Here is a 26,613-nt window from a genome sequence, read left to right as displayed (position 1 = left end):
TCTTTTTTTTATGCTGTCACACTTCCTGTTAGCCCATCTAATTATAGAGGTGAAAAGACAAAGGAGGACATTAAATGTCAAAACTAACAGTATTCACAGGTAGCATGTTTGCAGGTAAGTCAACTGCTCTAGTAGAGGCAGGTAAAAAGGAATCTGAGGAAGGTAAGACAGTCCTTTTCATCAAGCCTACTTTAGACAGCAGATACTCTGAAAATGAAATTGTTACTCATGATGGTGAAGCAGTGAGAGCTATGGTCATTGACCATGATACACAGATGGATATGATTGACTTTTTCACAATTATTGGTGCTGATGTTGTCCTGTTTGATGAGGTTCAGTTCTTTACTGATGATTTAGTAGAAATGGTCTCAGACCTAGTGGGAGATGGCAAGACAGTCTATGTGGCAGGTCTTAACTCTGATTATAAGCTCAAGCCTTTTGAGACCACAACTAAACTTATGGAGATTGCAGATGAGGTGAAGGTGCTAACTGCTGTCTGTGCTGACTGTGCAAAGCAGGGGGCTACTGTAACTATTAAGACCTCAGGCTCAGATGACAGGATTGAGCTAGGGAGTGAGGATATTTATAAGCCAGTGTGCCATGAGTGCTATCTGACCTCTGTTGCTTCCTCTAAAGGAGGTGACAAGTAATGAGTAAAGTTATTGCCCAGTCTCAAAAACATGTATCAAAAGCTGTAGGTGTATTTAGTCAGGCTGTCAATGAGGTAGAAAAAGCACAGTCTGTACTACAAGAAGGCATCAAGGCTGACAGTGCTAAAGTGCTTAGCATTAAGTCACAGATTAGCAAGCTTGAGCAGGATATTGAAAAGACTGAGAAGTCTAAAGAGGCTAAAGGTGCTGAGTTTAAAAAGAATCAGGACTTACTAGCCAATCTAAAGCAGTTTACTGAGGGTAAGTAATACCCTTGCAGGGGAGAGGGAGGAAATGTCAGTGATTGTAGTAGGTGGGATGATTGGACTGGGCAAAAGCTCAGTTTCCAAGATTCTAGGTGAAGCCCTAGACAGTGAGGTGTTTTATGAGTCTGTAGATGATAACCCTATTCTGCCACTGTTTTATACAGCATCAGATGAGGAGATACAGGCTAAAAGGTATCCCTTCTTGTTACAGCTTCATTTCTTAGATACAAGGTTTAAGAGTATCAAGGAAGCTCTAGGCAATAACAAGAATGTGCTTGATAGATCAATCTATGAGGATTGGTACTTTGCCAAAGTTAATAAGGACTTAGGCAGAATCTCAGAGCTTGAGTTTCAAGTGTATGAAAACCTGCTTAATAACATGATGGAGGAGCTGGATGAGCTGCCTAAGAAGGCTCCTGATCTGATGGTCTACTTAAAAGCCTCTTTTGAGACTGTCCTGTACAGGATTGGACTCAGGGGCAGGGATTTTGAGCAGGATACTAGCCTTATTGATTACTATAGAACCCTTTGGGAGGGCTATGATGATTGGCTGTTTAATCACTACAAGGCATCACAGGTGCTGATTGTAGATATGGACAAGCTTGATGTAGTCAATAACCCTGAGGATGCAGAACAAGTAGTACAGGAAGTCAAACAAAAATTAAATGGAATGGGGATTAAATAAATATGACAGCATTAGCATTTTTCAACTTACTTCAACTTATTGGGGGCTTTATCTTAGCAGTAGGATACCTACCTCAGATTTTCAAGATTATCAAAACAAAATCAGTACATGACTTTAGCAGGCTGTATCTTGGTGGTATCTTTGTAGGTATTGTATTCATGGAAATTTATGCAGTGTACATGTTCTTTGTAATGCATACAGCAGGTGCTTTCTTTATCACTAACACTATCTCTACTATCCTATCAGGTACTGAGTGTTTCCTAGTGTTCTACTTCTACAATAAGTACAAGAGGACATCTAAGTAATGAAAGACTTTACAACTATGGGCTGCCTAGCAATCATTTTGGTTGGTTTGCTTGTAGCAGTGGGTATAGGTGTCAACTTTTTGCTGATGCCTTTCCTGCTAATGATTGCTCTAGGGGCTTTTGGAATCCATTTCTCTTACCTGATATGTATTGCATTATGGATAGTAGTAACAGTATTGCTAAGGAAGCTATTGCCAAGCAGAAAAGCTGAATAGTGTCACACTTTTAACAGACCTCTCTAACTAAGGATTGAAAAGTTGGGGAGGTTTTTTCTATGGAATTTTTTAAAGGGGTGTCTTTTGAAACAGACACTAAAGGTGATGCCTTAGCTAGAGTGTCAGAGGCACAGAAAAAGAAAGAGCTGAAAAACTATGAGCCTACATGGGAAGAAGTTTGGTTAACTGGATACCCTTCTACTACAGGTAAGCACAAGAATGGTATCTTTCAGACTAAGATTACTCCTAAGGACAAAGATAGGCTGCTTGATGTAAAGACTGCTATTGAGGCAGGTCAGTTAGGTATGGGTGTTGAAAGTCTCAAAAAGTTCTCAAAAGCCCATGCACTGAATTTATACAAGCAATTAGCTGAGGCTAGGAAAGCTGAGATTATCAAGGGTTACTTAGCTAATATGCCTGAGAATTATCATACTGTTAATACTCATGCAGGCATGGACTGGGTACTCAGGTTATTTGAGGATTCTTATGCTTTAGGTGCTGAGGTTGCCTTAGATACAGAGACTACAGGAGTTGAGTGGTGGGATAGAACAGTAGGGCTTTCCCTTACTTTTGAGTTTGGTGATGTAGAGGAAAACTTTTATATCCCTTATGGACATACCTCAGATCATGAGCAGCTAACTAGGGGCTATGTTATGAAGAAGCTCAAGCCTCACCTAGAAAGAAAAGGCACAAAGCTTGTACTGCATAACAGTAAATTTGATAGCCATATGCTTTTAAAGGATGGCATCACAATCAGGCATAACATTTACTTTGATACCATGATTGCTCACTCTGTACTGAATGAGAATGATGAGAAAGGTCTCAAAGCTATTGCTACAAAGTATGGCAGATTCTTTGGCTTTGAGGACAAATCTCTTAGCTTTGGGGAGCTGTTCTCTAATAAGCCTGAGGCATTCTATTCAAATGAAAACATGGAGCTGTGTACTTACTATGCTTGTAAGGATACTCATTTATGTCTAAAGCTGTACAAGTGGCAGTTAAGCATGATGGAGAAACAGCCTAAGCTGTATGATGTGTACTTTAACTATGAGCAACCTCTTACTCCTGCTGTATTGGCAATGGAGGAGACAGGCTTTGAGATTGATTTTTCTTTTGCTGAGATGTACAAAGCAGAGCTACAGGCTGAGGTATTTGATCTTGCGAAGAAAATAATAAAGAGGTTTGGGGGTATTAACCTTAACTCTCCTGCCCAGTTATCTGCGCTGCTGTATGATGAGTTGAAACTGCCTGACATCTCAGGTAAAAGGAAAGCTGATGCTAAGACACTTCAAAAGCTTGTTAAGCATGAGCCTGATCTAAAGCTGATTTTAGAATACAGAGACCTTAACAAATTGCTGTCTACTTATGTAGAGCCACTGCCTGAGAAGGTAAACAAGAATACAGGTAAACTGCATTCAAGCTTTAACCAATCAGCAACTGTTACATCAAGGTTTGCAAGTAAAGACCCTAACCTACAGAACCTGCCTCCAAAGGCTAGAAAGCTGATAGTAGCTCCTAAAGGTTATCTGATCTTTGGTATTGACTACTCTCAGATTGAGCCAAGGACATTAGCACATATGTCAGGAGATGCAGGGTTACAGTACCCATACTTGAATAACATTGATCTGTATGCTTCCCTAGCTTCCAAGATATTTAAGCTGCCTTATGAGGCTTGTCTTGAGGCTGATGGAGAGACATATAAGAAAGCAGGCCTGCCTAAGCACCCAAGGAAAATGATGAAAGTAGGACTCTTAGCTGTAATGTATGGCATCACAGTTCCTAGTCTTGCAGAGTCACTGGGTATCAGTGTACCTGAGGCTCAGAAGTTTATGGATGACTTCTACAGCTCATACCCTGATATGACTGCATGGATGGCTAAACAGGTAGCACATGCTGATGAGACAGGTTATGTAGAGACAATGCAAGGCAGAAAGAGAAGGTTTATAGGGCACACAGTCATTGCCAAACAGTACCATGCTTTACATGCAAAGGTTGTAAATATCTTAGGCAGAGAACCAGGGAACATATGGCAAGAGCCACTACCTAGAAACCTTAAAAAACAGTACTGGGAAGTCAACAAAGATTATCAAAGGGTAGCTAGGATGTCTGTAAATGCCATCATCCAAGGTAGTGCTGCTTTGATGCTTAAAAAGGCAATGATTGAGGTCAATGCTCACTTAGAAAGAAAAGGAGCAGAGTGGAGAATGATGGCTACTATTCATGATGAGCTGTTATTCCTTATCCCTGAGACTGTTACCCCTGAGGAAATCATTGAGATAGAAAACATCATGAAAGGTGTAGTTAAGCTTGATGTGCCTTTGAAAGTTGATACAGAGGTAATGGTTAGATGGGGAGAAGGCATTCCTTTTGCTGAATGGGTAGAAAAAGGCTGTGGCAGAAAACCTTTTGAGGAGGCAGCTTAATATGGGCTTGCTAGATGTAGGTGTACCTAAGAATCCACATGAATACAACAAGGTTTGTCACTTGAGGAGAAAAGTAAGAGTTAAGAATAAAGAGGAGCTGTCTAAAGAGGTTGAGAGGATTAAAGAAAGGTGCATCATTAAGGTGCATGACATTGAGGTAGAGGCTATATTTCCAAAAGGCACATACCTCATTAAATGTGTCAGGTACTATGAAAAGCCTACAATTTTATGGACAGGGGGAGTAGAGGACTTTTAAGCCTCTGCTCTTTTTTTTGTCACAGACAGCACATGCTTTTCTAATTAAGGAGTGTAAACAGATATAGGGGGGATACCTTTGCACTTAACAGCTAAAGTGAAAGTAACAGGAATCAAGAAAAAGACATCAGCAGTATTTTTCAAGGATTTAAAGGTAGGGGATGAATTTGAGCTTTCATACTCCATAAATGGGTGGTATCATTCTGCTCCTAGCATTGACATTTATCAGGATGAGCAGATCAAGCATATGAATACTGCTAACCAACTAAGAAATAACTTGGCTAACTTTGAGGTTGAGCAGATTGGATAAGGACATCCTTGAGATGATTGGCAGGAGGAGAAGGCAGATACTTGTCCACTCCTTCCTGTATTATCAGTTAAATGAAAACATCATAGCAGATTACACTTTTGATCTGTGGAGTAAGGAGCTTGTACAGCTACAAGAAAAATACCCTGAGGAGTCTAAGAAGGCTGTCTACTATACTGAGTTTACTAAGTTTGATGGTAGCTCAGGCTATGACTTACCTTACAGCCTTCCTGAGATACAAAACACAGGATACAAACTACTTGAGTACCACAAAAGGGGCAGGGATTAAATTCTCTGCTCTTTTTTTTGTGCTGTCACACTTTTATGCCTCCATCTAATTAAGAGGTGTAAGCAATTATTAAAGCTATGGAGGCTGATTGTATGAAGTATATTGGTAAAAAGTTAAAGCTGTGGGAAATCATGAAAGATGGTAAGGATGGTGAAGTCTTTGAGATCACTGAGTGTGCCCTTACTCCTTACATTGGTACACAGGTTAAGGTGCATGAAACTCAGGACTACAGAGGTAAGTATAAAACCCTTGTAAAGCCTGAGGTTACTGAGAATCCTACTGATGCTAGTAACATTGTGACAATCTTTGGGTGCATGGGAGAAGCTACATGGAAAAAGGTTGAAAATGTTATCTACACTCCTATTGATTTTACAAAGACTGTCCAACTGCTTGGTAAAGGATTAACAGTGTATAAAAAGAGATGTGGTAACTATGTTTCTATGAGCAGGTTTACTAGCTTTGAGGATGTAGACATTGATGATTTTTCTGATTTAGCTGGAACACAGTTTTATATGAAGGAGGTTATTTAATGCCTATATCCTCCTCAAGATCATCTTTTAGCAGTACTCCTAAGTCAAGCAGTGGCTCTTTTAAGAGCAGTAGCTCAGGCAGTTCTTATAAAAGTAGTAGCTCAAGCAAAAGCTCAGGAGGATGGTTTGGCTCAAGCAGTAAGAGCAGTAGTAGTAAGTCATCCAGTAGTAGCAGTAAGAGCAGCAGCAAAACTTCTAAGCCTAGCAAGTCCATCAAGCTAAGCAAGTCAAAGGCTGAGAAGGCAAAAGCTAAGGCTGAGACAAAGAAGAAGGCTACAGAGTCTAAAAAGTCCACAACTAAAAAGGCTGAGAATAAGACTTCCACTCCTACTCACAGCTCACATAGTTCTCATACTTCAAGCACTGTAAATCACTATCATCATAACAGCAGCTCTGCTATGGACTGGATACCTTTCATGTTTATGGCTGACATGATGGATGATGACAATGAGACTGTAGTAATTGAGGATGGAAAAGTAGTATCAGGGCAAACACAGGCTAATAACTCTGTCAGTGGATGGGGAATCTTTAGTACAGTGCTATTCCTAGCCATTCTAGCTACAGCAGGAGTACTTTTCTTTAAAGGCTTCAAGAAGAAAGCTAAGAAGAAAAGGGGGCTTCATTGGTGAGCAGATTAGACACTATGGCTAGGTTTGCTGAGCCTGATAATAAAGAGCCTGAGGTTATTGGGCAGTGCAGGGATTGTTTTGAGGACATTGTAGCAGGTCAGGAAGTTTATGCACATGATGGCTATTTGTACTGTGATGAGACTTGTTTGTTTTCAGACTTAGATATATACAAAATTACAGTAGGGGAGTAATGATAGATGAAAGTAACTTTTATAGGTGATATTGACACTAAGCTAATGGTAAGCAAACTGGATGAGATTGCTGCCTCAACTATAGAAAGAATTGAAAAAGAGCAGGGAGTCAAAATTAATGGCTACAGCCTACATGAGGCTGATCTGCTAGTAAAGGTTAATGTAGAGGGCATGGATGAGCCACAGCTACTGACTGTAGATCATCATGGCATGACAGAGCCTTTCCAGTGGATTGTTGACATGGACAAGGAAACTCAGGTAAACAATCAAGAGGAATCAATGTTTGACCAGTACACAGTGGCTAAGGCTCAAGGTCAGGAGCATGAGTTTGAGGAGATTGAGTCAGCCTATGATGACATCATCCTAGAGCTTGAGAAGTCTGAGACCTATGATGACATGGAGAGGAAAGTGTACTCTGTTATTAATGAGGAGTACAAGGTAGTTAGGGTGTATCAGCAGGGCAACCTAATTCAAGAGATCAAGCTTGTACCTAGAAAGGATGTCCAATGATGGTGTGTGTATGCTTAACTGTCATCCTGTGTACAATGATAATCTGTGACATGGTAGTGAATATAAAGGGTAAAGAAAAGTAAAAGAAAAAGGAGTCAGGTCATATGCCTGCTCCTTTTTTTATTGCAATACTTTTGTTTAAGGGAAAGTCATTTAAGTGAAGATAAGTTAACTTAACTTACTTTAACTTATTCACTGTAGCCTTAACCATGTTATCTCTGTACAATTCCTTTAACTCAATAGGCATCTCTCTAGTTTCTACCCATTCCCTACTGTTCTGCTCATACTTTTCTTTAATATCCTGAGGTAATCTAAATTCTATCAAGTCACTAAGATTAGTCACCTGTAGGGCTACCATGATAGCCAGTAGCTGCACCTTATTGAAACTGATACCTTTACCATTAACAATCTGAGATACAGTACCAATCCTCATACCTGTCATCATTGCTAGGTCTTGCTGAGTTATCCCTCTTTCTTTCAGCAAGTCATCAATTTTTAGAACAATCTCAGCATCCTCTAAAATCTTTGCAGTACCTATGACTACATCATTCATTAGACTATGTGAACCCTCTAATATGGTGCTAACCTTCATCTTTTTCATAACAACCAATGCCTCCACTTTGTATCTATACTGTCATATATTATGTTTATTTATGTCTCAGTTAATTCCAGTTTATCCATGTTACATTATCCTGTAACTGTTACCATCTTACATGATCTGTGTCACAGATGCAAACCCTTTCTCTAATTAAGAAGTGAGATAGGTTAGAAAGTCCACTAAATAGAGAGATAGGGGTTGCATGTATGCTAATACAAAAACCAATTAAAATAGCCCTTTTGGGAGAGATCAGGGCAGGAAAGGATACAGTAGCTGAGCTTATGGAAAAGCACATTAAAGCCAATGCAGCTACCTACTTCCTAGCCTTTGCTGATGGTATTCACAAGGTTATCAGAAAGTATTTTCCTGAAGCTTACAAAGAGGGCAAGCCTAGAAAGCATCTACAGCAGATAGGTCAATCATTTAGAGTGCTTAATCCTGACATATGGATTGACACTCTTTTTAATTCCAATATTTTTGATAAAGCAGTGAGGTCTCAGTCTAACATTATCATTACTGATGTAAGACAGCCTAATGAGGCTATCAGAGCTATGAAAGAAGGCTTTACAGTTGTGAAAGTTACTGCTGACTTTGATGTAAGGGTAGCTAGGGCAAAGGCTAAGGGAGATACCTTTAACCTTGAGGACTTCTACCATGAGACAGAGTTAGCTATTCAGCAGTGTCCTTATGATGTTTGCATTGATAACTCTTATACCCTTGATGAGCTTGAGGAAAGAGTTAAAGAGGTTCTTGAGGGGGTTGTCACTAATGAGCAGTAAATTAGAGAGGGCTACTCAAGATCATTACACATTAGCAGAGATTGAAAGAACATTGAAAAATAGAGAGCTGTCCTACTCTTATGCAGAGCAAGGAGACTTAGACATTATTCACCTCATCATTGACTCAGAGAAGGCTTTAGAGTTAGCACAACCTACTGAGATACAAAAGATGACTGTAGACCTTGTGTGGAGGCAGGGCTACAACTTAGTTGAGACAGGTAAGATGTTGGGGGTAACTCCTCAGGCTGTTAAGTTTAACTTAGGATTGCTCAAAGTCAAGATACAGAAGGTACTTGATGAGTGGAAAGCTATGGATAAGGGAGGTGAGGTAGCATGATGGCTCTCACTATCCCAGTATCAGCCTACATGTTGCAGTTTACTGACAGAGCAGAGGAGTTAGCTAACACTAAGCTAGAGGATGCTCCCTCTGTTGCTAAAAGGAATCAGAAAGTAAATGATCTGCTTGAGGAGCATTACACTCTAACAGGTAAGATGCCTAAAGCAGATGCACTGAGGTTCTTAGCAGATTACATTTTGATTACAGACTTGAAAAACAAGGATGTAGATAAAGTAAGTAATGAGGAGTTTCCTATCCTTTCTGATGTTCAAGTCAAAAGGAGACACAGGAAACAAATGCTCATGAAGGATGAAACCTTAGACTTTCTCAATAACAAGGTTAATAAGCAATTGGACAGCTTATCTAGGACTACAGTTAAGAAAGCTGAGTACTAAAAAATACAGAAGGGGAGTCATTAAAGTGGCTCTCCTTTCTTTTTACAAAGGATGGTTTTATGTTAGTAGCTATAGCAAGTATTTTACCTTTGCTGATGCCTTTTAATGCAGATCAGGGGGAGTGTATCAAGGTTAATGAGATCCCTCCTATCCCTAGTGTAGCAAGGGAAGAATACCTGACAGAGCATGGTATCACACCTATTATAAAGACTGAGGTAAAGGAAAAGGTAGTGTATAAGGAAAGAGTAGTTTATGTAGACAGAGACACTAAAGAGACTGTCAAAACTGAGGTTAAGGACATTCCCAAGAAGGAGACTAAGCAGGTCACAAAAGCTGAACCAAAGAAAGAATCAAAGCCAGTATCTAATCAGTCTCAAAACTTTGAGTTTACTGCCTACAGCCATGAGCCTAGTGAGGCACAGTCACACAGGTACAATGGCAAGATAGTTACAGCTACAGGCAAGGATGTTACAGACAGCATTTACTATCAGGGGTACAGGATTCTTGCTGTTAACCCTAGTGTCATTCCCTATGGGAGCATCTTGTCTGTAAGTGTAAATGGACAAAGTTTTAAAGGAATAGCTTTGGACACAGGGGGAGCTATCATGTCTAGGTCTAACAGAATTGATCTGATGGTAACTGATACTAATGAGGCTATGGGCTTTGGTGTACAGCAGGGAAGTATTTCATATGTCAGAAAAGGATGGTAGAGCTGAGGCTCTGCCTTTTTTTTTATGTCACAGTTTTGCCCTGTCTGTCTAATGTATTGGGTGAGGAGTTGGTATAGTGTTGATTACTTTAGATGAGCTGATTGCTGAGGAGGCTTTAGTAATTCCTGTATCTGATACTGTTTTATCCTCTAATGAAATAAAGGAGGGGGCTAGGTTTGAAAGTAGGGGAGGGGTATATACCTTCTACAATAAATACCTAGAGCCTTTGTACATTGGCATTTCTGTGAATGTAGGCAAAAGGGTTATGGAGCATTTTGGTACTCCTAAAGGAAACAAAGACCTATGCCAGTACATTGAAAGAGATGCAGTGTATGTCTCTGTGTTTTATGAGGATAGAAAGATTTATCAGGAGATTTATGAGAGCTACTTAATCAAGGTTATGAGTCCTAGATTTAATGTAGACAAGACAGGGAGGCAAAAGGTTTAATGGTGCAGCTCAGCATTTTTGATGTAGCAGAAGAAACTGTAAAACAGGCTAAGCAAGTTATTGAGAAGGTAAATAAAGCTATTGAGCCTATATATGAGGTAGGTAACAGGGTGAGAATCAGAACAGCTAAGGAGCTTGAGTCTCCTGATGTTGAGACAGTGGCATACCTTACAGATTACAAGTTTGGTGGGAAAGTTGGCACTATAACCCTCATACAGGTGGGTGCTGCTAGGGTTTCCTATGAGGTAGAGACTTCCCTTGGTAAAGCTTATGTAACAGAGGAAGAACTAGCCTTCATTAGCTGAGATTGACATTTTCCTATATTCCAGTATACTGTTACTGCAAGTATTTTAAAGTAAAGGAAGTTACAATATACATGGAACAGCTAGAGGCTAGACTAGAGACTATGCAGAAATATCAAACTGCTGAGGAGCTGAAAGCAAGCCTACCAAAGAACACTACCTCTATGGTAAAAGGATGCTTTAAAGCATTAGCGAATGAGCAGCTAAATGGTGAGTATTTTCTAGGCGCTTTTGTAGGTAATGTACAGGGTATTAATATAGTAGGCACTAAGAAAGATGCAGGCACTACAGGCATCATGGCAATTTCAAACAAGAGACTTATTTTTATTGGTAAACTTCTGTTTAACACTAAGATAGAGTCATTGACTTGGAGTAACTTTGATTCTTACTCTGCTCAGAAAGGTATGCTGTTTGGTGAAATCACAGCAATGAGTAGAGGAGGACATAAGCTAAGAGTTACCTCTATTGATAAAAAGGTTTGGCAACAAGGTAAAAAGTTATTAGATGAATTAACTATGTAATACATGTGAGGGAGCAAAAATGCTCTCTCTTTTTTTATGCAATTTTCCTGAGTGTCACACTTTAAAAGCTCCATCTAATTAAGAGGTGTAAGGCTGATAAAACAAATAGGAGGTCATTTAATATGACAAACACTTACACGCATCTTACTGAGCAGGAGCTAGTGACTGAGGTTGCTGCAAGCTTCAATAACATTATCGCAGTTGTAAAAGCCACTGGGGAGCTTTCTCAGGTTACTGTACCTTTTGTAAAAGTAGCTGTAGGACAGACTTATCAGGAGTTGCTGAAAAAGCATGTATCTAAGTTAATGGCTCAGGCAGATGAAGTGAAAAAGAGAGACAACCCTTTACTTACTTTGGCTCTTTCTTTGGAAGTAGACAGACTGGGGGATGAGGTTATTTACTTAGCTGTAGGGTTAATTTCCTCAGGTGCTGTAGGATTGGGGGAGTTGATCTAATGACAGTTACTGTGACAGTTGAAAACCTCAGAGACAGCAGGCCTGATGTAGAAGGTAACACAGGAAAGATCACAACTAAAAACAGCAAAGGGCTGAGGGTTTACCTTGCCTCTCCATTCTTCTCAGATGAGCAGATTGAGGAAGTTAAAAGGCTTGAGCAAGCTTTGACAGCTAACCCTCATGTAGCTGAGGTATTCTCTCCTATGAGGAATCAGATTGAGGAGCTTGAGTTTGGTTCTTTTGAGTGGAGGCAGGCAGTCTTTAAGAATGATGTTGACCACATTGACTGGGCAGATATTGTAGTAGTGGTACATGACTACTTTGAGGATAAAACAGATGCAGGCACAGCATGGGAAATGGGCTACAGCTATGCAAAAGGTAAGCCAGTGTTCTTACTGCAAGAAAAGCAGGGAGTACCTGTAAACCTGATGCTCAGTGAGAGCTGTAAAGCTTACTTTGTCAGCACTGATGAGGTTGCAGAGTATGACTTTTCTAATCCTAAAGAGATCAAGTTTTATGGGGAGGTATTTTGATGAAGCCTAGACTTATTAAACTAGAAGAAGTGGAAAAAGTGGTAAAGACTCAGAAGGTAGTAGGGGTATCAGACCTCATAGCTAAAGAGCTTGCTGTAGCACTGCTAACTGGGGAGTATGCAGTAACTGATTGGCAAAGTGTATATGAATATGGTCAAACTTCTGAAAAAATTGAATTAAATGTAAAAGGGGTATCCCTAACTATTAAGTCCTGAGAAATCAGGGCTTTTTTTATGTCTCAAAAGAGTTTCAAAATACTGTAATACAGTTTCATGTTTTGTCAGTTATGGTAGGGGTATATATGTCCTATATAAATGCAGTTAGGAGGTTTGAATATGAGTAACTGTAAAGTAGCTATTATAGGAGATATGCACACTGCCCAAGGAAGGACAAGGCTTGAGCAAGCTGAAAATATGCTGTTGAAAAATCCACACAGTATAGAATTAATAACACTTAGAAAAGAAATGACTCCTTATTTTAAAAACACAGTACAAGAACATGACTGGGTAAGTGAGTACTTGGAATACTGTAGAAATGGCATTCAAAGAGTAGACAGATTAGTATTGCTTGCAGATGAGCCATCAGTTTCCTTAGGTTGGATTATTGGTTATGCTTGGGCTTGGGGAAAGCCAATAATTTTAATTGTGCCTAAACCTTTAAAACTGGGTTTGTTTGCTGTTGACAGCATAACTGCCACATTGAAAAGTATTGATGATCTTAAAAAGTATGACTTTAAAGAAATGCCATATATTTATGAGGGTGCAGAGGTATCAGCCCTCTAGTAGGGGAGCTGCTATGGCTCTCTTTTTATTTCGAAAATTACTTTACAGTATAGTGTATTATATGATAATGTAATTAAGGAGCAGGATTGCTCTGTTGTTTTTTGTGAGTATGGTTACAGTATAGTGTATTACATTTTAAATAAGGGAGTTTTGTCATGTTTGGATTCATTAGAGAGAACTGGGATACCATAATTTTCAGCCTTATCCTTTCAGGCATTATAGTGGCAATGGGGGAGTGGCTGTAATGATTAGAACTAACTCAGGAGTATACACAGACACTAGGTATCAGGAGATTCTAGCACAGCAGCAGGAGCTTGAAAGGTTGAGCAATAGATCAGTTTTGGAGAAGGTATCTGATTACTTTGGGCTTGTGACTGTATCTGACAAAGTATGGTTTTATGGCACACATGGATTTTGTTTGGGAGTGTTAATGTTTATTATGGTGCTAAATGTGCTATAATGAGGCTTGTTTATCTGAAAGGAGATTGATAATCATGGCTAAAAAAGGATACATATTAATGGAGAATGGGGAAAAAATTGAGTTTGATCTGTTCCCTAATGAAGCTCCTAACACAGTAGCTAACTTTGAGAACCTTGCTAACTCAGGTTTTTATGATGGAGTTACTTTCCACAGAGTTATTCCAGGCTTTGTAAGCCAAGGTGGCGACCCTACAGGCACAGGTATGGGTGGAAGTGGAAAAACAATCAAGTGTGAGACAGAAGGAAACCCTCACACTCATGAAGCAGGCAGCCTATCTATGGCACATGCAGGAAAAGATACAGGCTCAAGCCAGTTCTTTATTGTACATGAGCCACAACCTCATCTAAATGGTGTGCATACTGTTTTTGGTAAAGTTACATCAGGTTTAGAAACTGCAAGAAACATGCAGAATGGTGACACAATGAAAGAAGTAAAAGTATTTGATGCTGAATAATCTTTAAGGAGAGGGCTTAACTGCTCTCTCTTTTTTTGTTACTGTCACAGTTAATAAATGCTCCTCTAACTAAGAATTAAGAATATCTCAGGGAGATGAGCTTTTATGGACATACTGTACAGAGGCAAACCCTATAAATATGAGGATGTGGGGGATTATCACAGATTAACCTCTTTAGAGAAGGAGAATGGCAGGGTTACTGTCTTGGAGTTTACTAAAGATGCTAAGCAGTCACAGGCAGCTATAGAGTCCTTTTCTTCTCAGCTTAGAAAGACCATCATAAGAAATCACTTAACAGGAGCAGAGGTATAATGCTCCTTTTTGTTTTGTCTCAAAAGTGTCTTACAATATATTATATAGTTGAAAAGTTGAATTACAGTATAGTGTATAGTATACTTTCCTTTAGATAACAGATATAGGCATAAATAATAATTTAGGGGGAAGTATTTTGGCAGCTAAACTAAGAGTATGGGCATCTTACAGGGTATCTACAGACAGACAAGGAGCAGAGGGAGATGATATTCCTTTGCAAAAATCCCAATGTCATGCCTTTGCTGAGAAAAATGGTTGGGAAATAACAAAAGAACTAACAGAAAAAATTTCAGGATATAAAACAGCTATAGAGGATAGAAATACATTGAAAGTCATAAAACAGGGGGCACTAGAGGGAGAGTTTGACATACTGCTACTCTACCACTCTGACAGACTAGGCAGGCAGATGGAGTACAGCCTATATGTTGCTTCATTATATGAGCTAGGTGTACAGGTATGGACTGTTAAAGAAGGCGAGATTAAGAACCAAAATCATACAGACTCCTTAATGAATTTTATAAGGTATTGGCAGTCTGAGGGTGAAAGTAAAAAGACCTCAATGAGGGTAAGTGATGCTATGAGACAGTTAAATGAAGAAGGGGCTTACCTTGGAGGCACTATTCCCTATGGCTACATGCTTGAGGATACTGGGAAGAAAAGAAACAGTAAGAAAGATAAGACAATAAAGAAATTGGTTGTTAATCCTGATGAGGCTAAGATTGTAAAGATGATCTTTGATATGGTGACTGAAAAGTCATTAGGTAGCGCACTGATTGCTCAGGAGCTTAATAAAATGAAGGTTGAAAAAAGGGGCAAACAGTGGAGACACAACACTATTACAAGGATGTTAAGAAATCCTATTTATATGGGGTATAAAAGGTACAACACTTCTAAAGAGGTGGGGAATAGAGGAGGCACTAGAAAAGAAGTAAAAAGAGATGGATGGTTATTACAGCCCTTTAACCCTGAGTTAGTTGTTATAAGTAAGGAGCAGTTTAAAGAAGTACAGGAGATCATGGATAAAAGAAATAAATCAGGTGAGGATTCAGTAGTAGAAAGCAAGAATACTGAGGTCATTACTGTTCAGAAAAACAGAGTACCTACTTCCTCAAAGTTGTTATTATCAGGTATGGCTGTTTGTGGTTATTGTGGCAAAAAGCTTAAAGCAGACTTTTCAGTAAAGAAAAATAAGAGAAAGGATGGCACAGTAAATCAGTACAGGACATACAAATATACTTGCCACAATGCTAAGAATAATCCTGCTGGACACAATCAGAGAGCTTTTGGAGCAGTCACAATAGATCAGCAAGTTGAGGATAAAGTACTGTCTACCATCAGCACAATTAACTTAGATGCTTTTGATGCAGAAAAAGACTCCTTTGACTTTGAGGAGCTTGACTCAAGAAAGATACAGCTAAAAGAGTTAGAGGGGCAGTATGCTGAGGTCAGCAAAGCTCTTATTAATGTAGAGAGCCTTTTTGATGATGTCATGTCAGGTAAATCCTCAATGAGTTTAGATTTTGTTTCTAAAAAGATGGAGGAGTATGGAAGCAAAAAAATTGAGCTGCTTGGTAAGATTGATGTGCTTAATAAGGAAATACAAGAGGCAGAGGTTAAAAGCACTGACCTTGAAAAGTTAAAGCATCAGTTAGATAACTGGGTAGAGACTTATAAAAACTGCATTAGCCTAGAGCGCAGAAAGACCATGTTGTCTAAAGTAGTGGATGAGGTTGTAATCAGCAAGGAATCCATTGTAATCAGGTTTAACATTACTGTTGAGAAAGCTCTTGAGGGTGCTTATAATCCTGTGAATCAGGGGCGGGTTAATGACCCACTACCCACTGGTACTGGCGGTCCGGGATACACAATCAAATGTGAAACAGAAGGAAACCCGCATACACATGAGGCGGGCGCACTTTCTATGGCACATGCCGGAAAAGACACTGGCGGCAGCCAATTTTTCATCGTTCATGAGCCACAGCCTCATTTGAACGGTGTTCACACTGTATTCGGTAAAGTAACAAGCGGATTAGAATTCGCGAAAAACATGTCTAACGGCGATGTCATGAAAGAAGTTCGCGTAGAAGGCTAATCGGCAGGCAAAAGGCTTCCTCTTAAAGAGGAAGCTTTTTTTATTGGCCAAAAATGTTCAATAAAAAACCGCCGAATGCTGATGGCGGTTGGTAAACCGGGTTTTTAAGGAAGGAGATTTCTCAATCCCCAAATAAATACATTAAAAAGTTTTGGTGACGTTTTGATCAGTAAATTGATGATTAATCATTTTAGCCTTGCTTACAAAGTTATTTTCAAAGACAATTCCTGTGTTTAAACCTCCGGAGCCAAACACAGATTTGGACAAAGTTAAAGGCCTGATCATAAAAGCGCCGCCTACGTTAATTACACTGTTCCCGGAAACGTTGTTTATATTAATAGGATAATCAATCATACTATCAAGTCTCCTTTCATATCATTCTATTTTTTATATGTATTAGTGCTAGAGTTGATTAGCGTAAACTTAATGGCAAAAATATTTAGGAGATGCCTGTTTTCATTGATTTATAAAAATGCTCGAAAAAAGCGCCTCCTTTAAAGCTTCCGGAAGACTAGCTATCTGTCTATTCTTTTAACTACTCTGAATGCGGCAGCTGCTTTTCTGGCGAATGTAATAGGATCATACTGTGCTGACTCAAAGTGCATATACATTGCACACGGCTCACTAAATAACCAGTGGTTATGCAATGCAGTAATCGTCATGCGCTGTATCCTAGTTCGGTGAGCAAAGAATTTACCTCTTCATGTACGAAACTAAGTCAAATACTTTATCATTGCGAACCTCAAACGGGAAAAATGGGGAATGGCCAAGGAATGAGGTAGGCAAACAAACACCTGACTCGGTGGCAGAACGAACTGCCCAAAATTTTGGCAAACTCCCTGCGTATCTTTTATTTCCTCCCATTTCATGCTGTTGCTCCTCCTATGTCAAAAAAGAATGTATGAGTGACGAGTATAGGAAGAGAAGATCCCGCCATAGACAATGTTGTCGGACGACTGAAGATAAAATTGTGCTGATTATACAAAAAGTGGATTGGGAATGATAAAAGAACAAAAAAGTTTAAGGAGAAACACGTGCAAGTTTTGACGGGGTTATTTGAACAGCATGGATATGCCGTCTTTTTATTGTCTTAATGTTAGAGCTTCTAGATTTACCAGAATCTGGAGAGTTTCTGATGGGCTATGCCGGTGTTCTCGTGTTTCAAGAAAAGTTAAACTGGGTGCTAAGCATGTTAGCGGCCGGATTGGGAAGCTGTGCGGGAGTGAGCATGTCGTATCGGATCCGGTATAGACTGGGCCCAGCTGCAATTCAGAAAGCTTTTGCGTCGAGAGGTGTTCTGTTAGCCGTTATTGTTCTAACTCTTCTTTGGACAGTATTCAAAGGGCAAGACCGGAAAATCGAACTCTCTTTCTTATTTTTCCTAATCATTGGTGGAGAGCTTTATGAAGAGGGAATCAGGCGGCTCTTTCATTCCCTTCATCCTGTTCACGCTCCTTTGGAAAGTCATGTATTATATCCATTCCCGAGCGAACAGACGTTAACGGCATTTGTCATTTTTGGTTTTTGTGCTTATCTTTTTGTTCGTCATTCTCATAAGGTGCGTCTGCAAACTGTTGCGTTTTTTTGTTTATTATCGTTTTATTCCTCATCGGGCTGAGCCGTGTGTACGTTAATGAGCAGTATCCGAGTGATGTTGCTGCGGGTTACGCCTTCGGCGGTGTTTGGCTGGGTTTAAATGTTTTGGTCATGGAGCTTTTCCGTTTCTCCAGAAGATTTACCAAGCTGAGAAACGAACCCAATTAGAATGTAAAGAACGGGTGATCAAAATTAAGCAAACTTTAAAGTAGTATGGTTCATTGGGATTGGTATTTTGTAGTAAAATAAATCAAACAAACGTGATGTAATGAAAAGGAGATCGCGATATGGACAACAAAGGCTGTATAAAATGCGGCAGTACTGAAGCCGGACAAAAAGAAATAGCCACAACCGGCACGGGATTATCAAAGCTGTTTGACGTGCAGCATAACCGATTTCTAGTGGTTTACTGTAAGAACTGCGGATATTCAGAGTTTTATAATAAAGAGTCTTCAACTGCCGGGAATATATTGGATTTATTTTTTGGAGGCTGATCCATGTTTTCGAGCTTGAATGATTTTAAACATATTATGAAAGCAAAAAACGGAGTGCGGTTATCACCTGTGAAATAGGATTGCCGCAAACATTCCAGTAACCTTCTTGATGTGAATTGTTTTGTCAAGTGCCATGGATATCATGGACTGGGAGATAAATGAACAAACTGTTCGTAACCTCATGCCTTATATACGATCTAAAGATTTAGCATATGAGAACTCTCTTTCTTCTGAGTCCATCGCTTCTGAATTATGCGATTCATTTCCTTCAATATTTGCAGGCCTAGTTATGATCGACAAGAAAAAAATAGGCATGATGTGGGTAGAAGATGAAGATTAACAGTTTGTAAAATCACTTCAATGGTCCTAATGGGATTTTTTTTCGATTCGTGATAACATAAATTGAAGACCGTTGTTTATTGGAGGAAATCAGTTGAAATCAGAAAATGTTTCGAAGAAAAAATCAATATTAGAATGGGCAAAAGCAATTGTGATTGCTGTCGTTCTTGCTTTGCTCATCCGCAACTTTATTTTTGCGCCATATGTCGTTGACGGTGAATCCATGGAACCTACACTTCACGATCGTGAAAGGGTCTTTGTTAATATGACAGTCAAATACATCGGCGAGTTTGATAGAGGAGACATCGTCGTGTTAAACGGAGATGATGTTCACTATGTCAAACGTATTATCGGCCTTCCCGGCGATACGGTTGAGATGAAAAATGACCAGCTCTATATCAACGGGAAAAAGGTGGACGAGCCTTATTTGGCGGCTAATAAAAAGAGAGCGAAACAGGACGGTTTTGACCATTTGACCGATGATTTCGGCCCGGTTAAAGTGCCTGATAACAAGTATTTTGTGATGGGTGACAACCGTCGGAATTCCATGGACAGCCGTAACGGACTTGGCCTCTTCACGAAAAAACAAATTGCGGGTACGTCAAAGTTTGTTTTCTACCCGTTTAACGAAATGCGCAAAACAAATTAGGATCAAGCAGTTTCCCATTGGGGCTGCTTTTTTTATATCTTTTTTACGGTCATCCCCTAAAAACAGAACATAAATTCGTATATCTATAGAAAAGAAATTTTTGCAGAAATGTGAAACATATTCCCGTTATGCATCGTTATATTAATAATTTACGAGAATTTACGGTTTTTTATTCATGAAAAAAAGGAATAACTCATATGAATGAATAGATTCATATTGGCTGGAGGTTTAGAAATGGGAAGAATAAAAACCAAGATTACCATTCTGTTAGTGCTTTTGCTTTTACTTGCAGGCGGTTATATGTACATAAATGATGTTGAGCTGAAGGATGTTCCGACAGCAATTGGACAAACCTTGTCCTCGGAAGAAGAGGAATACACCATCCAGGAATATAAAGTGACGAGAATTGACGGCTCAGAGTATCATGGAGTAGCAGAAAACGGAACGAAAATCATCTTCAACGGAAAAAAATTAAATCAGGATTTATCTGATATAAAAGAAGGTGACAAGATTAAGGCATACTTCAGCAAATCAAAGCGGATCGACGGATTAATCAAGGTTGCAAAAGTGAATGATTAACAAAACATCACCTTTCGGATCGAAGGGTGATGTTTTGTTTTTCTCAAATTGTAAGTTTATTTCATTGCGTACTTTAAAAAGGATCGCTATAATAGCCAATAAGGACAAATGAATAAAGATTGTATCCTTCGGGGCAGGGTGGAAATCCCGACCGGCGGTAGTAAAGCACATTTGCTTTAGAGCCCGTGACCCGTGTGCATAAGCACGCGGTGGATTCAGTTTAAGCTGAAGCCGACAGTGAAAGTCTGGATGGGAGAAGGATGATGAACCGCTATGCAAATGGTTCAAAAATGCATAGTGTTATTTCCTATTGCGTAAAATACCTAAAGCCCCGAATTTTTTATGAATTCGGGGCTTTTTTGACGGTAAATAACAAAAGAGGGGAGGGAACCAAATGGAAGAGTATTATATGAAGCTGGCATTAGATCTTGCGAAGCAGGGCGAAGGACAGACCGAATCCAATCCGCTCGTCGGTGCTGTTGTCGTAAAGGACGGACAAATTGTCGGAATGGGCGCCCATTTAAAATATGGTGAAGCTCATGCAGAAGTTCATGCCATCCATATGGCTGGAGCACATGCAGAGGGTGCCGACATTTACGTTACACTCGAACCGTGCAGCCATTACGGAAAAACACCGCCATGTGCAGAATTGATTATCAACTCTGGCATCAAAAGAGTGTTCGTGGCGATGAGAGATCCTAATCCGCTTGTGGCTGGAAGAGGGATCAGCATGATGAAAGAAGCCGGCATTGAGGTAAGGGAAGGCATCCTGGCAGACCAGGCGGAGAGGCTGAATGAAAAATTTCTGCACTTTATGAGGACCGGCCTTCCGTACGTCACGCTAAAAGCGGCTGCCAGCCTTGACGGCAAGATAGCTACCAGCACGGGTGACAGCAAATGGATCACGTCAGAGGCTGCAAGACAGGATGCTCAGCAATACAGGAAAACACACCAATGCATTTTAGTCGGAGTTGGCACAGTGAAAGCCGACAATCCGAGCTTAACCTGCAGACTGCCGAATGTAACAAAACAGCCGGTTCGGGTCATACTTGATACCGTACTCTCGATTCCTGAGGACGCTAAAGTGATTTGCGATCAAATAGCGCCGACATGGATTTTTACGACGGCACGCGCAGACGAGGAAAAGAAAAAACGGCTTTCAGCTTTCGGAGTGAACATATTTACACTTGAAACCGAGCGCATTCAAATTCCCGATGTTTTGAAGATCCTAGCGGAAGAAGGCATCATGTCGGTGTATGTGGAAGGCGGTTCAGCTGTTCACGGAAGCTTTGTCAAAGAAGGCTGTTTTCAAGAAATCATCTTCTATTTTGCCCCTAAACTAATCGGAGGAACGCATGCTCCCAGCTTAATCTCCGGTGAAGGTTTTCAATCAATGAAAGATGTCCCCTTATTACAATTCACTGATATAACCCAAATCGGCCGTGATATCAAACTGACGGCAAAACCGACAAAGGAATAGGATGGTGACCATGTTTACAGGAATTATCGAAGAAACAGGCACAATCGAATCCATGAAAAAAGCAGGGCATTCAATGGCCTTAACAATTAAATGCTCAAAGATTTTAGAGGATGTTCATCTTGGCGACAGCATTGCAGTGAACGGCATTTGTCTAACTGTCACTGATTTTACAAAAAATCAATTCACAGTGGATGTTATGCCTGAAACAGTCAAAGCTACGTCTCTGAATGATTTAACAAAAGGAAGCAAAGTAAATCTGGAAAGAGCGATGGCGGCAAACGGCCGTTTCGGAGGTCATTTCGTCTCAGGCCATGTCGACGGAACTGCGGAAATCACACGAATTGAAGAGAAAAGCAACGCAGTTTACTATGATTTAAAAATGGACCCGTCATTAACAAAAACATTGGTTTTAAAGGGATCAATTACTGTGGATGGCGTGAGCTTAACCATATTCGGCCTGACAGATGATACTGTGACGATTTCTTTAATCCCGCACACCATCAGCGAAACAATTTTTTCCGAAAAAACGATCGGCTCTAAAGTGAATATCGAATGCGATATGATCGGAAAATATATGTATCGATTTTTGCATAAAGCCAATGAAAATAAGACCCAACAAACCATAACAAAAGCCTTCTTAAGCGAAAACGGCTTTTAGAGAGGAAGATTTGCATGTTTCATCCGATAGAAGAAGCACTGGACGCTTTAAAAAAAGGCGAAGTCATCATCGTTGTAGATGATGAAGACAGAGAAAATGAAGGAGACTTTGTGGCTCTTGCCGAGCATGCAACGCCGGAAGTCATTAACTTTATGGCGACACATGGGAGAGGACTGATCTGCACGCCGCTCAGTGAGGAAATCGCAGACAGGCTTGATCTTCACCCTATGGTTGAGCATAATACAGATTCTCACCACACTGCATTTACCGTAAGCATAGACCATCGTGAAACGAAAACAGGTATCAGCGCTCAAGAAAGATCTTTTACCGTTCAAGCATTACTGGACAGCAAATCCGTGCCATCTGATTTTCAGCGTCCGGGGCACATTTTTCCGCTGATTGCGAAAAAAGGAGGTGTCCTGAAAAGAGCGGGCCATACAGAAGCTGCTGTTGATCTTGCTGAAGCCTGCGGATCTCCAGGAGCCGGCGTCATTTGTGAAATTATGAATGAAGACGGAACGATGGCGAGAGTGCCTGAGCTCATTGAAATTGCGAAAAAGCATCAATTAAAAATGATCACCATTAAGGATTTGATTCAATACCGTTACAATCTGACAACACTTGTCGAGCGTGAAGTTGACATTACGCTGCCTACTGATTTTGGGACATTTAAGGTTTATGGATACACAAATGAGGTAGATGGAAAAGAGCATGTCGCATTTGTGATGGGAGAGGTGCCGTTCGGAGAAGAACCGGTATTGGTCCGGGTGCATTCAGAATGTCTCACAGGTGACGTGTTTGGGTCTCATCGCTGTGACTGCGGACCGCAGCTGCACGCCGCGCTGAACCAAATTGCCGCAGAAGGCCGTGGAGTTCTCCTTTACTTGCGCCAAGAAGGACGAGGCATCGGTTTAATCAATAAATTAAAAGCTTATAAGCTTCAGGAACAAGGTTATGACACCGTGGAAGCCAATGAGGCGCTTGGATTCTTGCCGGATCTTCGCAACTATGGCATCGGAGCACAAATTTTACGCGACCTCGGTGTCCGGAATATGAAGCTTTTGACGAATAATCCGCGAAAAATCGCAGGCCTTGAAGGCTACGGACTCAGTATTTCAGAAAGAGTGCCACTTCAAATGGAGGCGAAAGAACACAATAAAAAATATTTGCAAACCAAAATGAACAAGCTAGGTCATTTACTTCATTTCTAATCACAAATATCACAAAAAAGGATGGGAATCATATGAATATCATACAAGGAAATTTAGTTGGTACAGGTCTTAAAATCGGAATCGTAGTAGGAAGATTTAATGATTTTATTACGAGCAAGCTGCTGAGCGGAGCAGAAGATGCGCTGCTCAGACATGGCGTAGACACAAATGATATTGATGTGGCTTGGGTTCCAGGCGCATTTGAAATACCGTTTGCTGCGAAAAAAATGGCGGAAACAAAAAAATATGATGCTATTATCACATTGGGCACTGTCATCAGAGGCGCGACGACACATTACGATTATGTCTGCAATGAAGCTGCAAAAGGCATCGCGCAAGCAGCAAACACTACTGGTGTACCTGTCATCTTTGGAATTGTAACAACTGAAAACATCGAACAGGCTATCGAGCGTGCCGGCACAAAAGCGGGCAACAAAGGTGTAGATTGTGCTGTTTCTGCCATTGAAATGGCAAATTTAAATCGCTCATTTGAATAATTTGCTGAAAACAGTTTAAAAATATGGCGAAAATGATATAATGTGAGAAAACGGATCACCTATTCGTATCCGTTAATAGCAGACTGGACATTTTGGATATAGAGGGGTTTTTATGTTAATTCGTTATAAAAAATCGTTTGAAAAGATTGCGATGGGGCTTCTTTCGTTTATGCCGAATGAAAAAGACCTTAAGCAGCTTCAGCAGACAATTAAGGACTACGAAACGGATACAGACCGCCAGCTCTTTCTTTGGAAAGAGGACGAGGATATCGTCGGAGCAATCGGAGTCGAAAAAAAGGATTCTGAGGTTGAGATCCGGCATATCAGTGTGAATCCTTCTCATCGCCATCAAGGAATCGGAAAACAGATGATGGATGCTTTAAAGCATTTATTCAAAACGCAAGTACTGGTTCCAAATGAATTAACGCAGAGCTTTTTCGAACGTTGTCAAGGTCAGCAGGATCAAGACATTTCATACAATAATTAAGCAGAGGCTGTGATCAGTCTCTGCTTTTTTTTCTGCGTTCTATTTCTTTTTCACGTTCACGGATGACGTCAGTCCGATCCCGTAAACGGTGTTTGTCGATAAGAAATATGTTGCTGAGTGCACTGGGCTGCCCCCATGTATACTTTTTTTTCCTGCATTCGATCCTGCATGCTTCCTCCAGTTTTTCATCTTTGATTGGCAGCATAATGCTTTTATAGGCAGAGCCCGTTTCGATTTGTTCGTAAACCGATTGCATAAGTTCGAGCAAACGGCCATGATCGAGCCCTAAGTCTTCGACTGCCCGGTGTTCTGCTTGAAGAATCCGGATGCTGTTCGCCATCAGTCTTTTTGCCCCAGCTGTATTCTGTCTTCTGTGATGATATAAAGCAACTGCAAGCTGAATAAAGCCCACCCAATAGCGTTTTCGTTTCTTTGGCGGATCTTCCTTCCAAAATTCTTCTAATATTTCATGGCATTCAAAATAATCCCGTGTCGCGTGAAACTCAACGAGATAATCTATATAAGCTTTCGGATACAAGGTGTTTCCTCCTTTAATGTGCTTTTAGTGTACCATAGAAGGGATAAAAGGAAAAAAGAACGCTCGGCCTCTATTGCTTCTTAGAAAGGAAAACCAGAAGCTAAGGCTTTTTCTCCCGCTTCTGCGCTCCGAGCAAACACCTCTCGTGTTTTGAATATTCTGTACCAACTTGTTCAAAACAGGAAATGAAATAGTATTGGACGAGAGCTTTTTGGTGGCTTATACTATAGGGTAGCCAGTTTTTCCGGCAATGAGAGTGATACTTGAAAATGGTGAGAAGATGGAAGAATATCAAGTGAAAATTGATACGTTTGAGGGCCCATTGGACCTGCTGCTTCATTTAATCAATCGTCTTGAAATTGACATATATGATATACCTGTGGCGAAGATCACTGAACAATATTTATTATATGTACATACGATGCGTGTGCTTGAGCTCGATATTGCCAGCGAGTATTTGGTTATGGCTGCCACGCTGCTCAGCATTAAAAGCAGAATGCTGCTCCCGAAGCAAGAGGAGGAGCTTTTTGAAGATGAATTACTTGAAGAAGAAGATCCGCGGGAGGAACTGATTGAAAAGCTGATTGAGTATCGAAAATATAAAGATGCGGCGAAGGATTTAAAAGAACGGGAAGAAGAAAGACAAAAATCGTTCACGAAACCGCCGAGTGATTTGAGTGAATATGCAAAAGAAGTAAAACAGTCTGAGCAAAAGCTCTCTGTCACGGTCTATGATATGATCGGAGCTTTTCAAAAAGTGCTGAAACGCAAAAAAATTAACAGGCCGATGGAAACAACAATTACAAGACAGGACATACCAATCGAAGCCAGAATGAACGAAATCGTGCACAGCTTGAAATCTAGAGGAACGAGAATCAACTTTATGGATCTGTTTCCATATGAGCAAAAAGAACATTTAGTAGTGACCTTTCTAGCTGTTCTCGAGCTGATGAAAAATCAGCTGGTCCTCATTGAACAGGAGCACAATTTTTCAGATATTTACATTACGGGGAGTGAATCCATTCATGGGGCTTGATATCGTGAATTGGAAAGCTATTGTGGAAGCCCTTCTTTATGCGGCAGGCGATGAAGGGCTTACAAAAAAGCAGCTGTTAACAGTGCTTGAAATCGAAGAGCCTGAACTGAACACGATCATGGCGGATGTGGCGGACGAATACCGCGGAGATACACGAGGGATTGAACTTATTGAGTATGCAGATACGTACATGCTCTCTACCAAAAAAGACTTTGCGCCTTACTTGAAAAAACTGATTGAAGTGCCGTCAAAGGGCCTTTCTCAAGCATCTTTAGAAGTACTGGCCATTGTTTCATACAAACAGCCAATTACGAGAGCAGAAATTGAAGAAATCAGAGGAGTAAAATCAGAGCGGATTTTACACAGTCTTGTCGCGAAGGCGCTATTGTGTGAAGTAGGGCGTGCCGATGGTCCGGGGCGGGCCATTTTATACGGTACTACGCCGACTTTTCTTGAACAATTCGGTCTGAAAACGCTGGACGAGCTTCCGCCGCTGCCTGAAAATGCGGAAGAAGACGTTCTTCAAGAAGAAGCAGATTTATTTTTTGAAAACTTTAACCAAACCTTCGAAGATATAAAATAGAAGTTTAATGAA

43 protein-coding genes, 4 pseudogenes and 1 riboswitch are annotated in these 26,613 nt (G+C 40.3%); of the genes and pseudogenes, 42 read left to right on the top strand and 5 right to left on the bottom strand.

The features are described 5' to 3' along the window. The first annotated feature begins 74 nt into the window (after positions 1-74). From MHH79_RS11775 to MHH79_RS11715, 13 genes are all read left to right on the top strand, one after another. Entirely contained in the window at positions 75-650 is a 576-nt protein-coding gene (locus MHH79_RS11775; protein WP_340034459.1) for a thymidine kinase, read from the top strand. After that, entirely contained in the window at positions 650-919 is a 270-nt protein-coding gene (locus tag MHH79_RS11770; protein WP_224067189.1) for a hypothetical protein, read from the top strand. The genes MHH79_RS11775 and MHH79_RS11770 overlap by 1 nt, the downstream gene beginning before the upstream one ends. Positions 920-944: 25 nt before the next feature. Then, the gene (locus MHH79_RS11765) at positions 945-1,601 is read left to right on the top strand and encodes a deoxynucleoside kinase (protein WP_340034458.1); all 657 of its coding nucleotides are present in this window, start codon (positions 945-947) and stop codon (positions 1,599-1,601) included. 2 nt (positions 1,602-1,603) lie between these two features. Further along, positions 1,604-1,906, top strand: coding sequence for a PQ-loop repeat-containing protein (locus MHH79_RS11760; RefSeq protein ID WP_224067180.1), 303 nt, complete (start codon positions 1,604-1,606; stop codon positions 1,904-1,906). Beyond that, the gene (locus tag MHH79_RS11755) at positions 1,906-2,121 is read left to right on the top strand and encodes a hypothetical protein (RefSeq protein ID WP_146876828.1); all 216 of its coding nucleotides are present in this window, start codon (positions 1,906-1,908) and stop codon (positions 2,119-2,121) included. The genes MHH79_RS11760 and MHH79_RS11755 overlap by 1 nt, the downstream gene beginning before the upstream one ends. A 59-nt stretch (positions 2,122-2,180) precedes the next feature. Beyond that, entirely contained in the window at positions 2,181-4,544 is a 2,364-nt protein-coding gene (locus MHH79_RS11750; protein ID WP_340034457.1) for a DNA polymerase, read from the top strand. Position 4,545: 1 nt separating this feature from the next. Then, positions 4,546-4,800, top strand: a complete 255-nt coding sequence (locus MHH79_RS11745; protein WP_326219760.1) for a hypothetical protein — start codon at positions 4,546-4,548, stop codon at positions 4,798-4,800. A gap of 78 nt (positions 4,801-4,878) precedes the next feature. Continuing rightward, positions 4,879-5,109 carry a hypothetical protein gene (locus tag MHH79_RS11740; RefSeq protein WP_004429614.1) on the top strand — a complete coding sequence of 77 codons (231 nt, stop codon included), beginning with the start codon at positions 4,879-4,881 and terminating at the stop codon, positions 5,107-5,109. Beyond that, positions 5,102-5,395, top strand: coding sequence for a hypothetical protein (locus MHH79_RS11735; protein ID WP_340034456.1), 294 nt, complete (start codon positions 5,102-5,104; stop codon positions 5,393-5,395). The genes MHH79_RS11740 and MHH79_RS11735 overlap by 8 nt, the downstream gene beginning before the upstream one ends. Positions 5,396-5,487: 92 nt before the next feature. Next, entirely contained in the window at positions 5,488-5,925 is a 438-nt protein-coding gene (locus tag MHH79_RS11730; RefSeq protein WP_340034454.1) for a hypothetical protein, read from the top strand. Further along, on the top strand, positions 5,925-6,554 hold the full coding sequence (locus tag MHH79_RS11725) for a hypothetical protein (protein WP_340034453.1): 630 nt from the start codon (positions 5,925-5,927) through the stop codon (positions 6,552-6,554). The genes MHH79_RS11730 and MHH79_RS11725 overlap by 1 nt, the downstream gene beginning before the upstream one ends. Next, positions 6,551-6,745, top strand: a complete 195-nt coding sequence (locus tag MHH79_RS11720; protein WP_146876822.1) for a hypothetical protein — start codon at positions 6,551-6,553, stop codon at positions 6,743-6,745. The genes MHH79_RS11725 and MHH79_RS11720 overlap by 4 nt, the downstream gene beginning before the upstream one ends. A gap of 6 nt (positions 6,746-6,751) precedes the next feature. After that, complete coding sequence (locus MHH79_RS11715; RefSeq protein ID WP_224067174.1) at positions 6,752-7,255, top strand: hypothetical protein; 504 nt, start codon at positions 6,752-6,754, stop codon at positions 7,253-7,255. A gap of 178 nt (positions 7,256-7,433) precedes the next feature. Here the strand turns inward: MHH79_RS11715 and MHH79_RS11710 are convergent, their stop codons facing one another. Further along, positions 7,434-7,856 carry a helix-turn-helix transcriptional regulator gene (locus tag MHH79_RS11710; protein ID WP_340034450.1) on the bottom strand — a complete coding sequence of 141 codons (423 nt, stop codon included), beginning with the start codon at positions 7,854-7,856 and terminating at the stop codon, positions 7,434-7,436. A gap of 203 nt (positions 7,857-8,059) precedes the next feature. Between MHH79_RS11710 and MHH79_RS11705 the strand changes: the two genes are divergently transcribed. From MHH79_RS11705 to MHH79_RS11630, 16 genes and pseudogenes are all read left to right on the top strand, one after another. Next, entirely contained in the window at positions 8,060-8,632 is a 573-nt protein-coding gene (locus MHH79_RS11705) for a hypothetical protein (protein WP_340034449.1), read from the top strand. Next, complete coding sequence (locus MHH79_RS11700; RefSeq protein ID WP_153940066.1) at positions 8,622-8,969, top strand: hypothetical protein; 348 nt, start codon at positions 8,622-8,624, stop codon at positions 8,967-8,969. Before MHH79_RS11705 ends, MHH79_RS11700 begins: the two co-directional genes overlap by 11 nt. After that, positions 8,966-9,364, top strand: coding sequence for a hypothetical protein (locus MHH79_RS11695; RefSeq protein ID WP_340034446.1), 399 nt, complete (start codon positions 8,966-8,968; stop codon positions 9,362-9,364). Before MHH79_RS11700 ends, MHH79_RS11695 begins: the two co-directional genes overlap by 4 nt. Positions 9,365-9,423: 59 nt before the next feature. Then, complete coding sequence (locus MHH79_RS11690; protein WP_340034445.1) at positions 9,424-10,074, top strand: 3D domain-containing protein; 651 nt, start codon at positions 9,424-9,426, stop codon at positions 10,072-10,074. A 76-nt stretch (positions 10,075-10,150) separates the two neighbouring features. Further along, positions 10,151-10,522 (top strand): nucleotide excision repair endonuclease, encoded by a 372-nt coding sequence (locus MHH79_RS11685; RefSeq protein ID WP_340034443.1) that lies wholly within the window; start codon positions 10,151-10,153, stop codon positions 10,520-10,522. Continuing rightward, on the top strand, positions 10,522-10,827 hold the full coding sequence (locus tag MHH79_RS11680) for a hypothetical protein (protein WP_340034441.1): 306 nt from the start codon (positions 10,522-10,524) through the stop codon (positions 10,825-10,827). The genes MHH79_RS11685 and MHH79_RS11680 overlap by 1 nt, the downstream gene beginning before the upstream one ends. Before the next feature lie 71 nt (positions 10,828-10,898). Further along, positions 10,899-11,345 (top strand): PH domain-containing protein, encoded by a 447-nt coding sequence (locus MHH79_RS11675; protein WP_340034439.1) that lies wholly within the window; start codon positions 10,899-10,901, stop codon positions 11,343-11,345. Between the two features lie 122 nt (positions 11,346-11,467). Further along, on the top strand, positions 11,468-11,800 hold the full coding sequence (locus MHH79_RS11670) for a hypothetical protein (RefSeq protein ID WP_340034437.1): 333 nt from the start codon (positions 11,468-11,470) through the stop codon (positions 11,798-11,800). Further along, entirely contained in the window at positions 11,800-12,333 is a 534-nt protein-coding gene (locus tag MHH79_RS11665; RefSeq protein WP_340034435.1) for a nucleoside 2-deoxyribosyltransferase, read from the top strand. The genes MHH79_RS11670 and MHH79_RS11665 overlap by 1 nt, the downstream gene beginning before the upstream one ends. Continuing rightward, positions 12,333-12,548: a hypothetical protein gene (locus MHH79_RS11660; protein ID WP_340034433.1), complete on the top strand. Its 216-nt coding sequence runs from the start codon at positions 12,333-12,335 to the stop codon at positions 12,546-12,548. Before MHH79_RS11665 ends, MHH79_RS11660 begins: the two co-directional genes overlap by 1 nt. A 120-nt stretch (positions 12,549-12,668) precedes the next feature. Then, positions 12,669-13,115: a hypothetical protein gene (locus tag MHH79_RS11655; RefSeq protein ID WP_340034431.1), complete on the top strand. Its 447-nt coding sequence runs from the start codon at positions 12,669-12,671 to the stop codon at positions 13,113-13,115. Positions 13,116-13,359: 244 nt separating this feature from the next. Further along, positions 13,360-13,575 (top strand): DUF3961 domain-containing protein, encoded by a 216-nt coding sequence (locus tag MHH79_RS11650; RefSeq protein ID WP_340034429.1) that lies wholly within the window; start codon positions 13,360-13,362, stop codon positions 13,573-13,575. 34 nt (positions 13,576-13,609) lie between these two features. After that, positions 13,610-14,050, top strand: coding sequence for a peptidylprolyl isomerase (locus MHH79_RS11645; protein ID WP_069487289.1), 441 nt, complete (start codon positions 13,610-13,612; stop codon positions 14,048-14,050). Between the two features lie 105 nt (positions 14,051-14,155). Further along, the gene (locus MHH79_RS11640) at positions 14,156-14,362 is read left to right on the top strand and encodes a hypothetical protein (RefSeq protein ID WP_224067154.1); all 207 of its coding nucleotides are present in this window, start codon (positions 14,156-14,158) and stop codon (positions 14,360-14,362) included. A gap of 136 nt (positions 14,363-14,498) precedes the next feature. Beyond that, positions 14,499-15,674 (top strand): annotated as a pseudogene (locus tag MHH79_RS11635) (recombinase family protein); the annotation flags it as partial. Between the two features lie 528 nt (positions 15,675-16,202). Beyond that, positions 16,203-16,454, top strand: a pseudogene (locus MHH79_RS11630) (peptidyl-prolyl cis-trans isomerase); the annotation flags it as partial. A gap of 141 nt (positions 16,455-16,595) precedes the next feature. Here the strand turns inward: MHH79_RS11630 and MHH79_RS11625 are convergent. Both MHH79_RS11625 and MHH79_RS11620 read right to left on the bottom strand, forming a co-directional pair. Further along, positions 16,596-16,808 carry a spore germination protein gene (locus MHH79_RS11625; RefSeq protein ID WP_003230479.1) on the bottom strand — a complete coding sequence of 71 codons (213 nt, stop codon included), beginning with the start codon at positions 16,806-16,808 and terminating at the stop codon, positions 16,596-16,598. A 161-nt stretch (positions 16,809-16,969) separates the two neighbouring features. Further along, complete coding sequence (locus tag MHH79_RS11620; RefSeq protein WP_100506331.1) at positions 16,970-17,116, bottom strand: DUF1259 domain-containing protein; 147 nt, start codon at positions 17,114-17,116, stop codon at positions 16,970-16,972. 372 nt (positions 17,117-17,488) lie between these two features. Here MHH79_RS11620 and MHH79_RS11615 point away from each other — a divergent pair. From MHH79_RS11615 to MHH79_RS11600, 4 genes and pseudogenes are all read left to right on the top strand, one after another. Next, positions 17,489-17,705 (top strand): annotated as a pseudogene (locus MHH79_RS11615) (hypothetical protein). Beyond that, positions 17,683-18,072: a hypothetical protein gene (locus MHH79_RS11610; RefSeq protein ID WP_063335251.1), complete on the top strand. Its 390-nt coding sequence runs from the start codon at positions 17,683-17,685 to the stop codon at positions 18,070-18,072. Before MHH79_RS11615 ends, MHH79_RS11610 begins: the two are co-directional and overlap by 23 nt. Before the next feature lie 5 nt (positions 18,073-18,077). Beyond that, positions 18,078-18,218, top strand: coding sequence for a lipid A 1-phosphatase (locus MHH79_RS11605; RefSeq protein ID WP_251217748.1), 141 nt, complete (start codon positions 18,078-18,080; stop codon positions 18,216-18,218). Positions 18,219-18,337: 119 nt separating this feature from the next. Beyond that, positions 18,338-18,544 carry a zinc ribbon domain-containing protein gene (locus tag MHH79_RS11600; RefSeq protein ID WP_003230483.1) on the top strand — a complete coding sequence of 69 codons (207 nt, stop codon included), beginning with the start codon at positions 18,338-18,340 and terminating at the stop codon, positions 18,542-18,544. On the opposite strand, the pseudogene MHH79_RS11595 reads toward MHH79_RS11600, so the two are convergent. Then, positions 18,487-18,727 (bottom strand): annotated as a pseudogene (locus MHH79_RS11595) (hypothetical protein). The gene MHH79_RS11600 and the pseudogene MHH79_RS11595 sit on opposite strands and share 58 nt — an antisense overlap. Positions 18,728-18,977: 250 nt before the next feature. On the opposite strand from MHH79_RS11595, the gene lepB reads away from it, so the two are divergent. The 7 genes from lepB to ribT all read left to right on the top strand — a co-directional run bounded on the left by lepB (position 18,978) and on the right by ribT (position 24,444). Beyond that, positions 18,978-19,532 (top strand): signal peptidase I, encoded by a 555-nt coding sequence (lepB, locus tag MHH79_RS11590; protein WP_063335249.1) that lies wholly within the window; start codon positions 18,978-18,980, stop codon positions 19,530-19,532. A 234-nt stretch (positions 19,533-19,766) separates the two neighbouring features. Further along, positions 19,767-20,111 (top strand): hypothetical protein, encoded by a 345-nt coding sequence (locus MHH79_RS11585; protein ID WP_014477225.1) that lies wholly within the window; start codon positions 19,767-19,769, stop codon positions 20,109-20,111. A 120-nt stretch (positions 20,112-20,231) separates the two neighbouring features. Further along, a riboswitch (FMN riboswitch) is annotated at positions 20,232-20,376 on the top strand. A 129-nt stretch (positions 20,377-20,505) separates the two neighbouring features. Further along, entirely contained in the window at positions 20,506-21,591 is a 1,086-nt protein-coding gene (ribD, locus tag MHH79_RS11580; protein ID WP_015384006.1) for a bifunctional diaminohydroxyphosphoribosylaminopyrimidine deaminase/5-amino-6-(5-phosphoribosylamino)uracil reductase RibD, read from the top strand. A gap of 10 nt (positions 21,592-21,601) precedes the next feature. After that, positions 21,602-22,249, top strand: a complete 648-nt coding sequence (gene ribE, locus MHH79_RS11575) for a riboflavin synthase subunit alpha (protein WP_015483397.1) — start codon at positions 21,602-21,604, stop codon at positions 22,247-22,249. 14 nt (positions 22,250-22,263) lie between these two features. Next, a complete protein-coding gene (locus tag MHH79_RS11570) occupies positions 22,264-23,460 on the top strand; it encodes a bifunctional 3,4-dihydroxy-2-butanone-4-phosphate synthase/GTP cyclohydrolase II (RefSeq protein ID WP_003230496.1) in 1,197 nt (398 codons plus the stop codon). A 32-nt stretch (positions 23,461-23,492) separates the two neighbouring features. Continuing rightward, on the top strand, positions 23,493-23,957 hold the full coding sequence (ribH, locus tag MHH79_RS11565; RefSeq protein WP_003223915.1) for a 6,7-dimethyl-8-ribityllumazine synthase: 465 nt from the start codon (positions 23,493-23,495) through the stop codon (positions 23,955-23,957). 112 nt (positions 23,958-24,069) lie between these two features. Continuing rightward, positions 24,070-24,444 carry a GNAT family N-acetyltransferase RibT gene (gene ribT / locus MHH79_RS11560; protein ID WP_003223910.1) on the top strand — a complete coding sequence of 125 codons (375 nt, stop codon included), beginning with the start codon at positions 24,070-24,072 and terminating at the stop codon, positions 24,442-24,444. 13 nt (positions 24,445-24,457) lie between these two features. Here ribT and MHH79_RS11555 read toward each other — a convergent pair whose 3' ends face one another. Continuing rightward, positions 24,458-24,982 (bottom strand): DUF309 domain-containing protein, encoded by a 525-nt coding sequence (locus tag MHH79_RS11555; protein WP_047182824.1) that lies wholly within the window; start codon positions 24,980-24,982, stop codon positions 24,458-24,460. A gap of 280 nt (positions 24,983-25,262) precedes the next feature. Here MHH79_RS11555 and scpA point away from each other — a divergent pair, with 280 nt between their 5' ends. Both scpA and scpB read left to right on the top strand, forming a co-directional pair. Next, positions 25,263-26,018, top strand: a complete 756-nt coding sequence (scpA, locus tag MHH79_RS11550; protein WP_003246108.1) for a segregation/condensation protein A — start codon at positions 25,263-25,265, stop codon at positions 26,016-26,018. After that, complete coding sequence (scpB, locus tag MHH79_RS11545; protein ID WP_003223904.1) at positions 26,008-26,601, top strand: SMC-Scp complex subunit ScpB; 594 nt, start codon at positions 26,008-26,010, stop codon at positions 26,599-26,601. The genes scpA and scpB overlap by 11 nt, the downstream gene beginning before the upstream one ends. The last annotated feature ends 12 nt before the right edge of the window (positions 26,602-26,613 follow it).

The organism is Bacillus sp. FSL K6-0993, assembly GCF_037977205.1.
Lineage (GTDB): Bacteria > Bacillota > Bacilli > Bacillales > Bacillaceae > Bacillus > Bacillus subtilis.
Note: the sequence above shows the minus strand (reverse complement) of the source record. Positions and strands in the feature narration are given on the sequence as shown.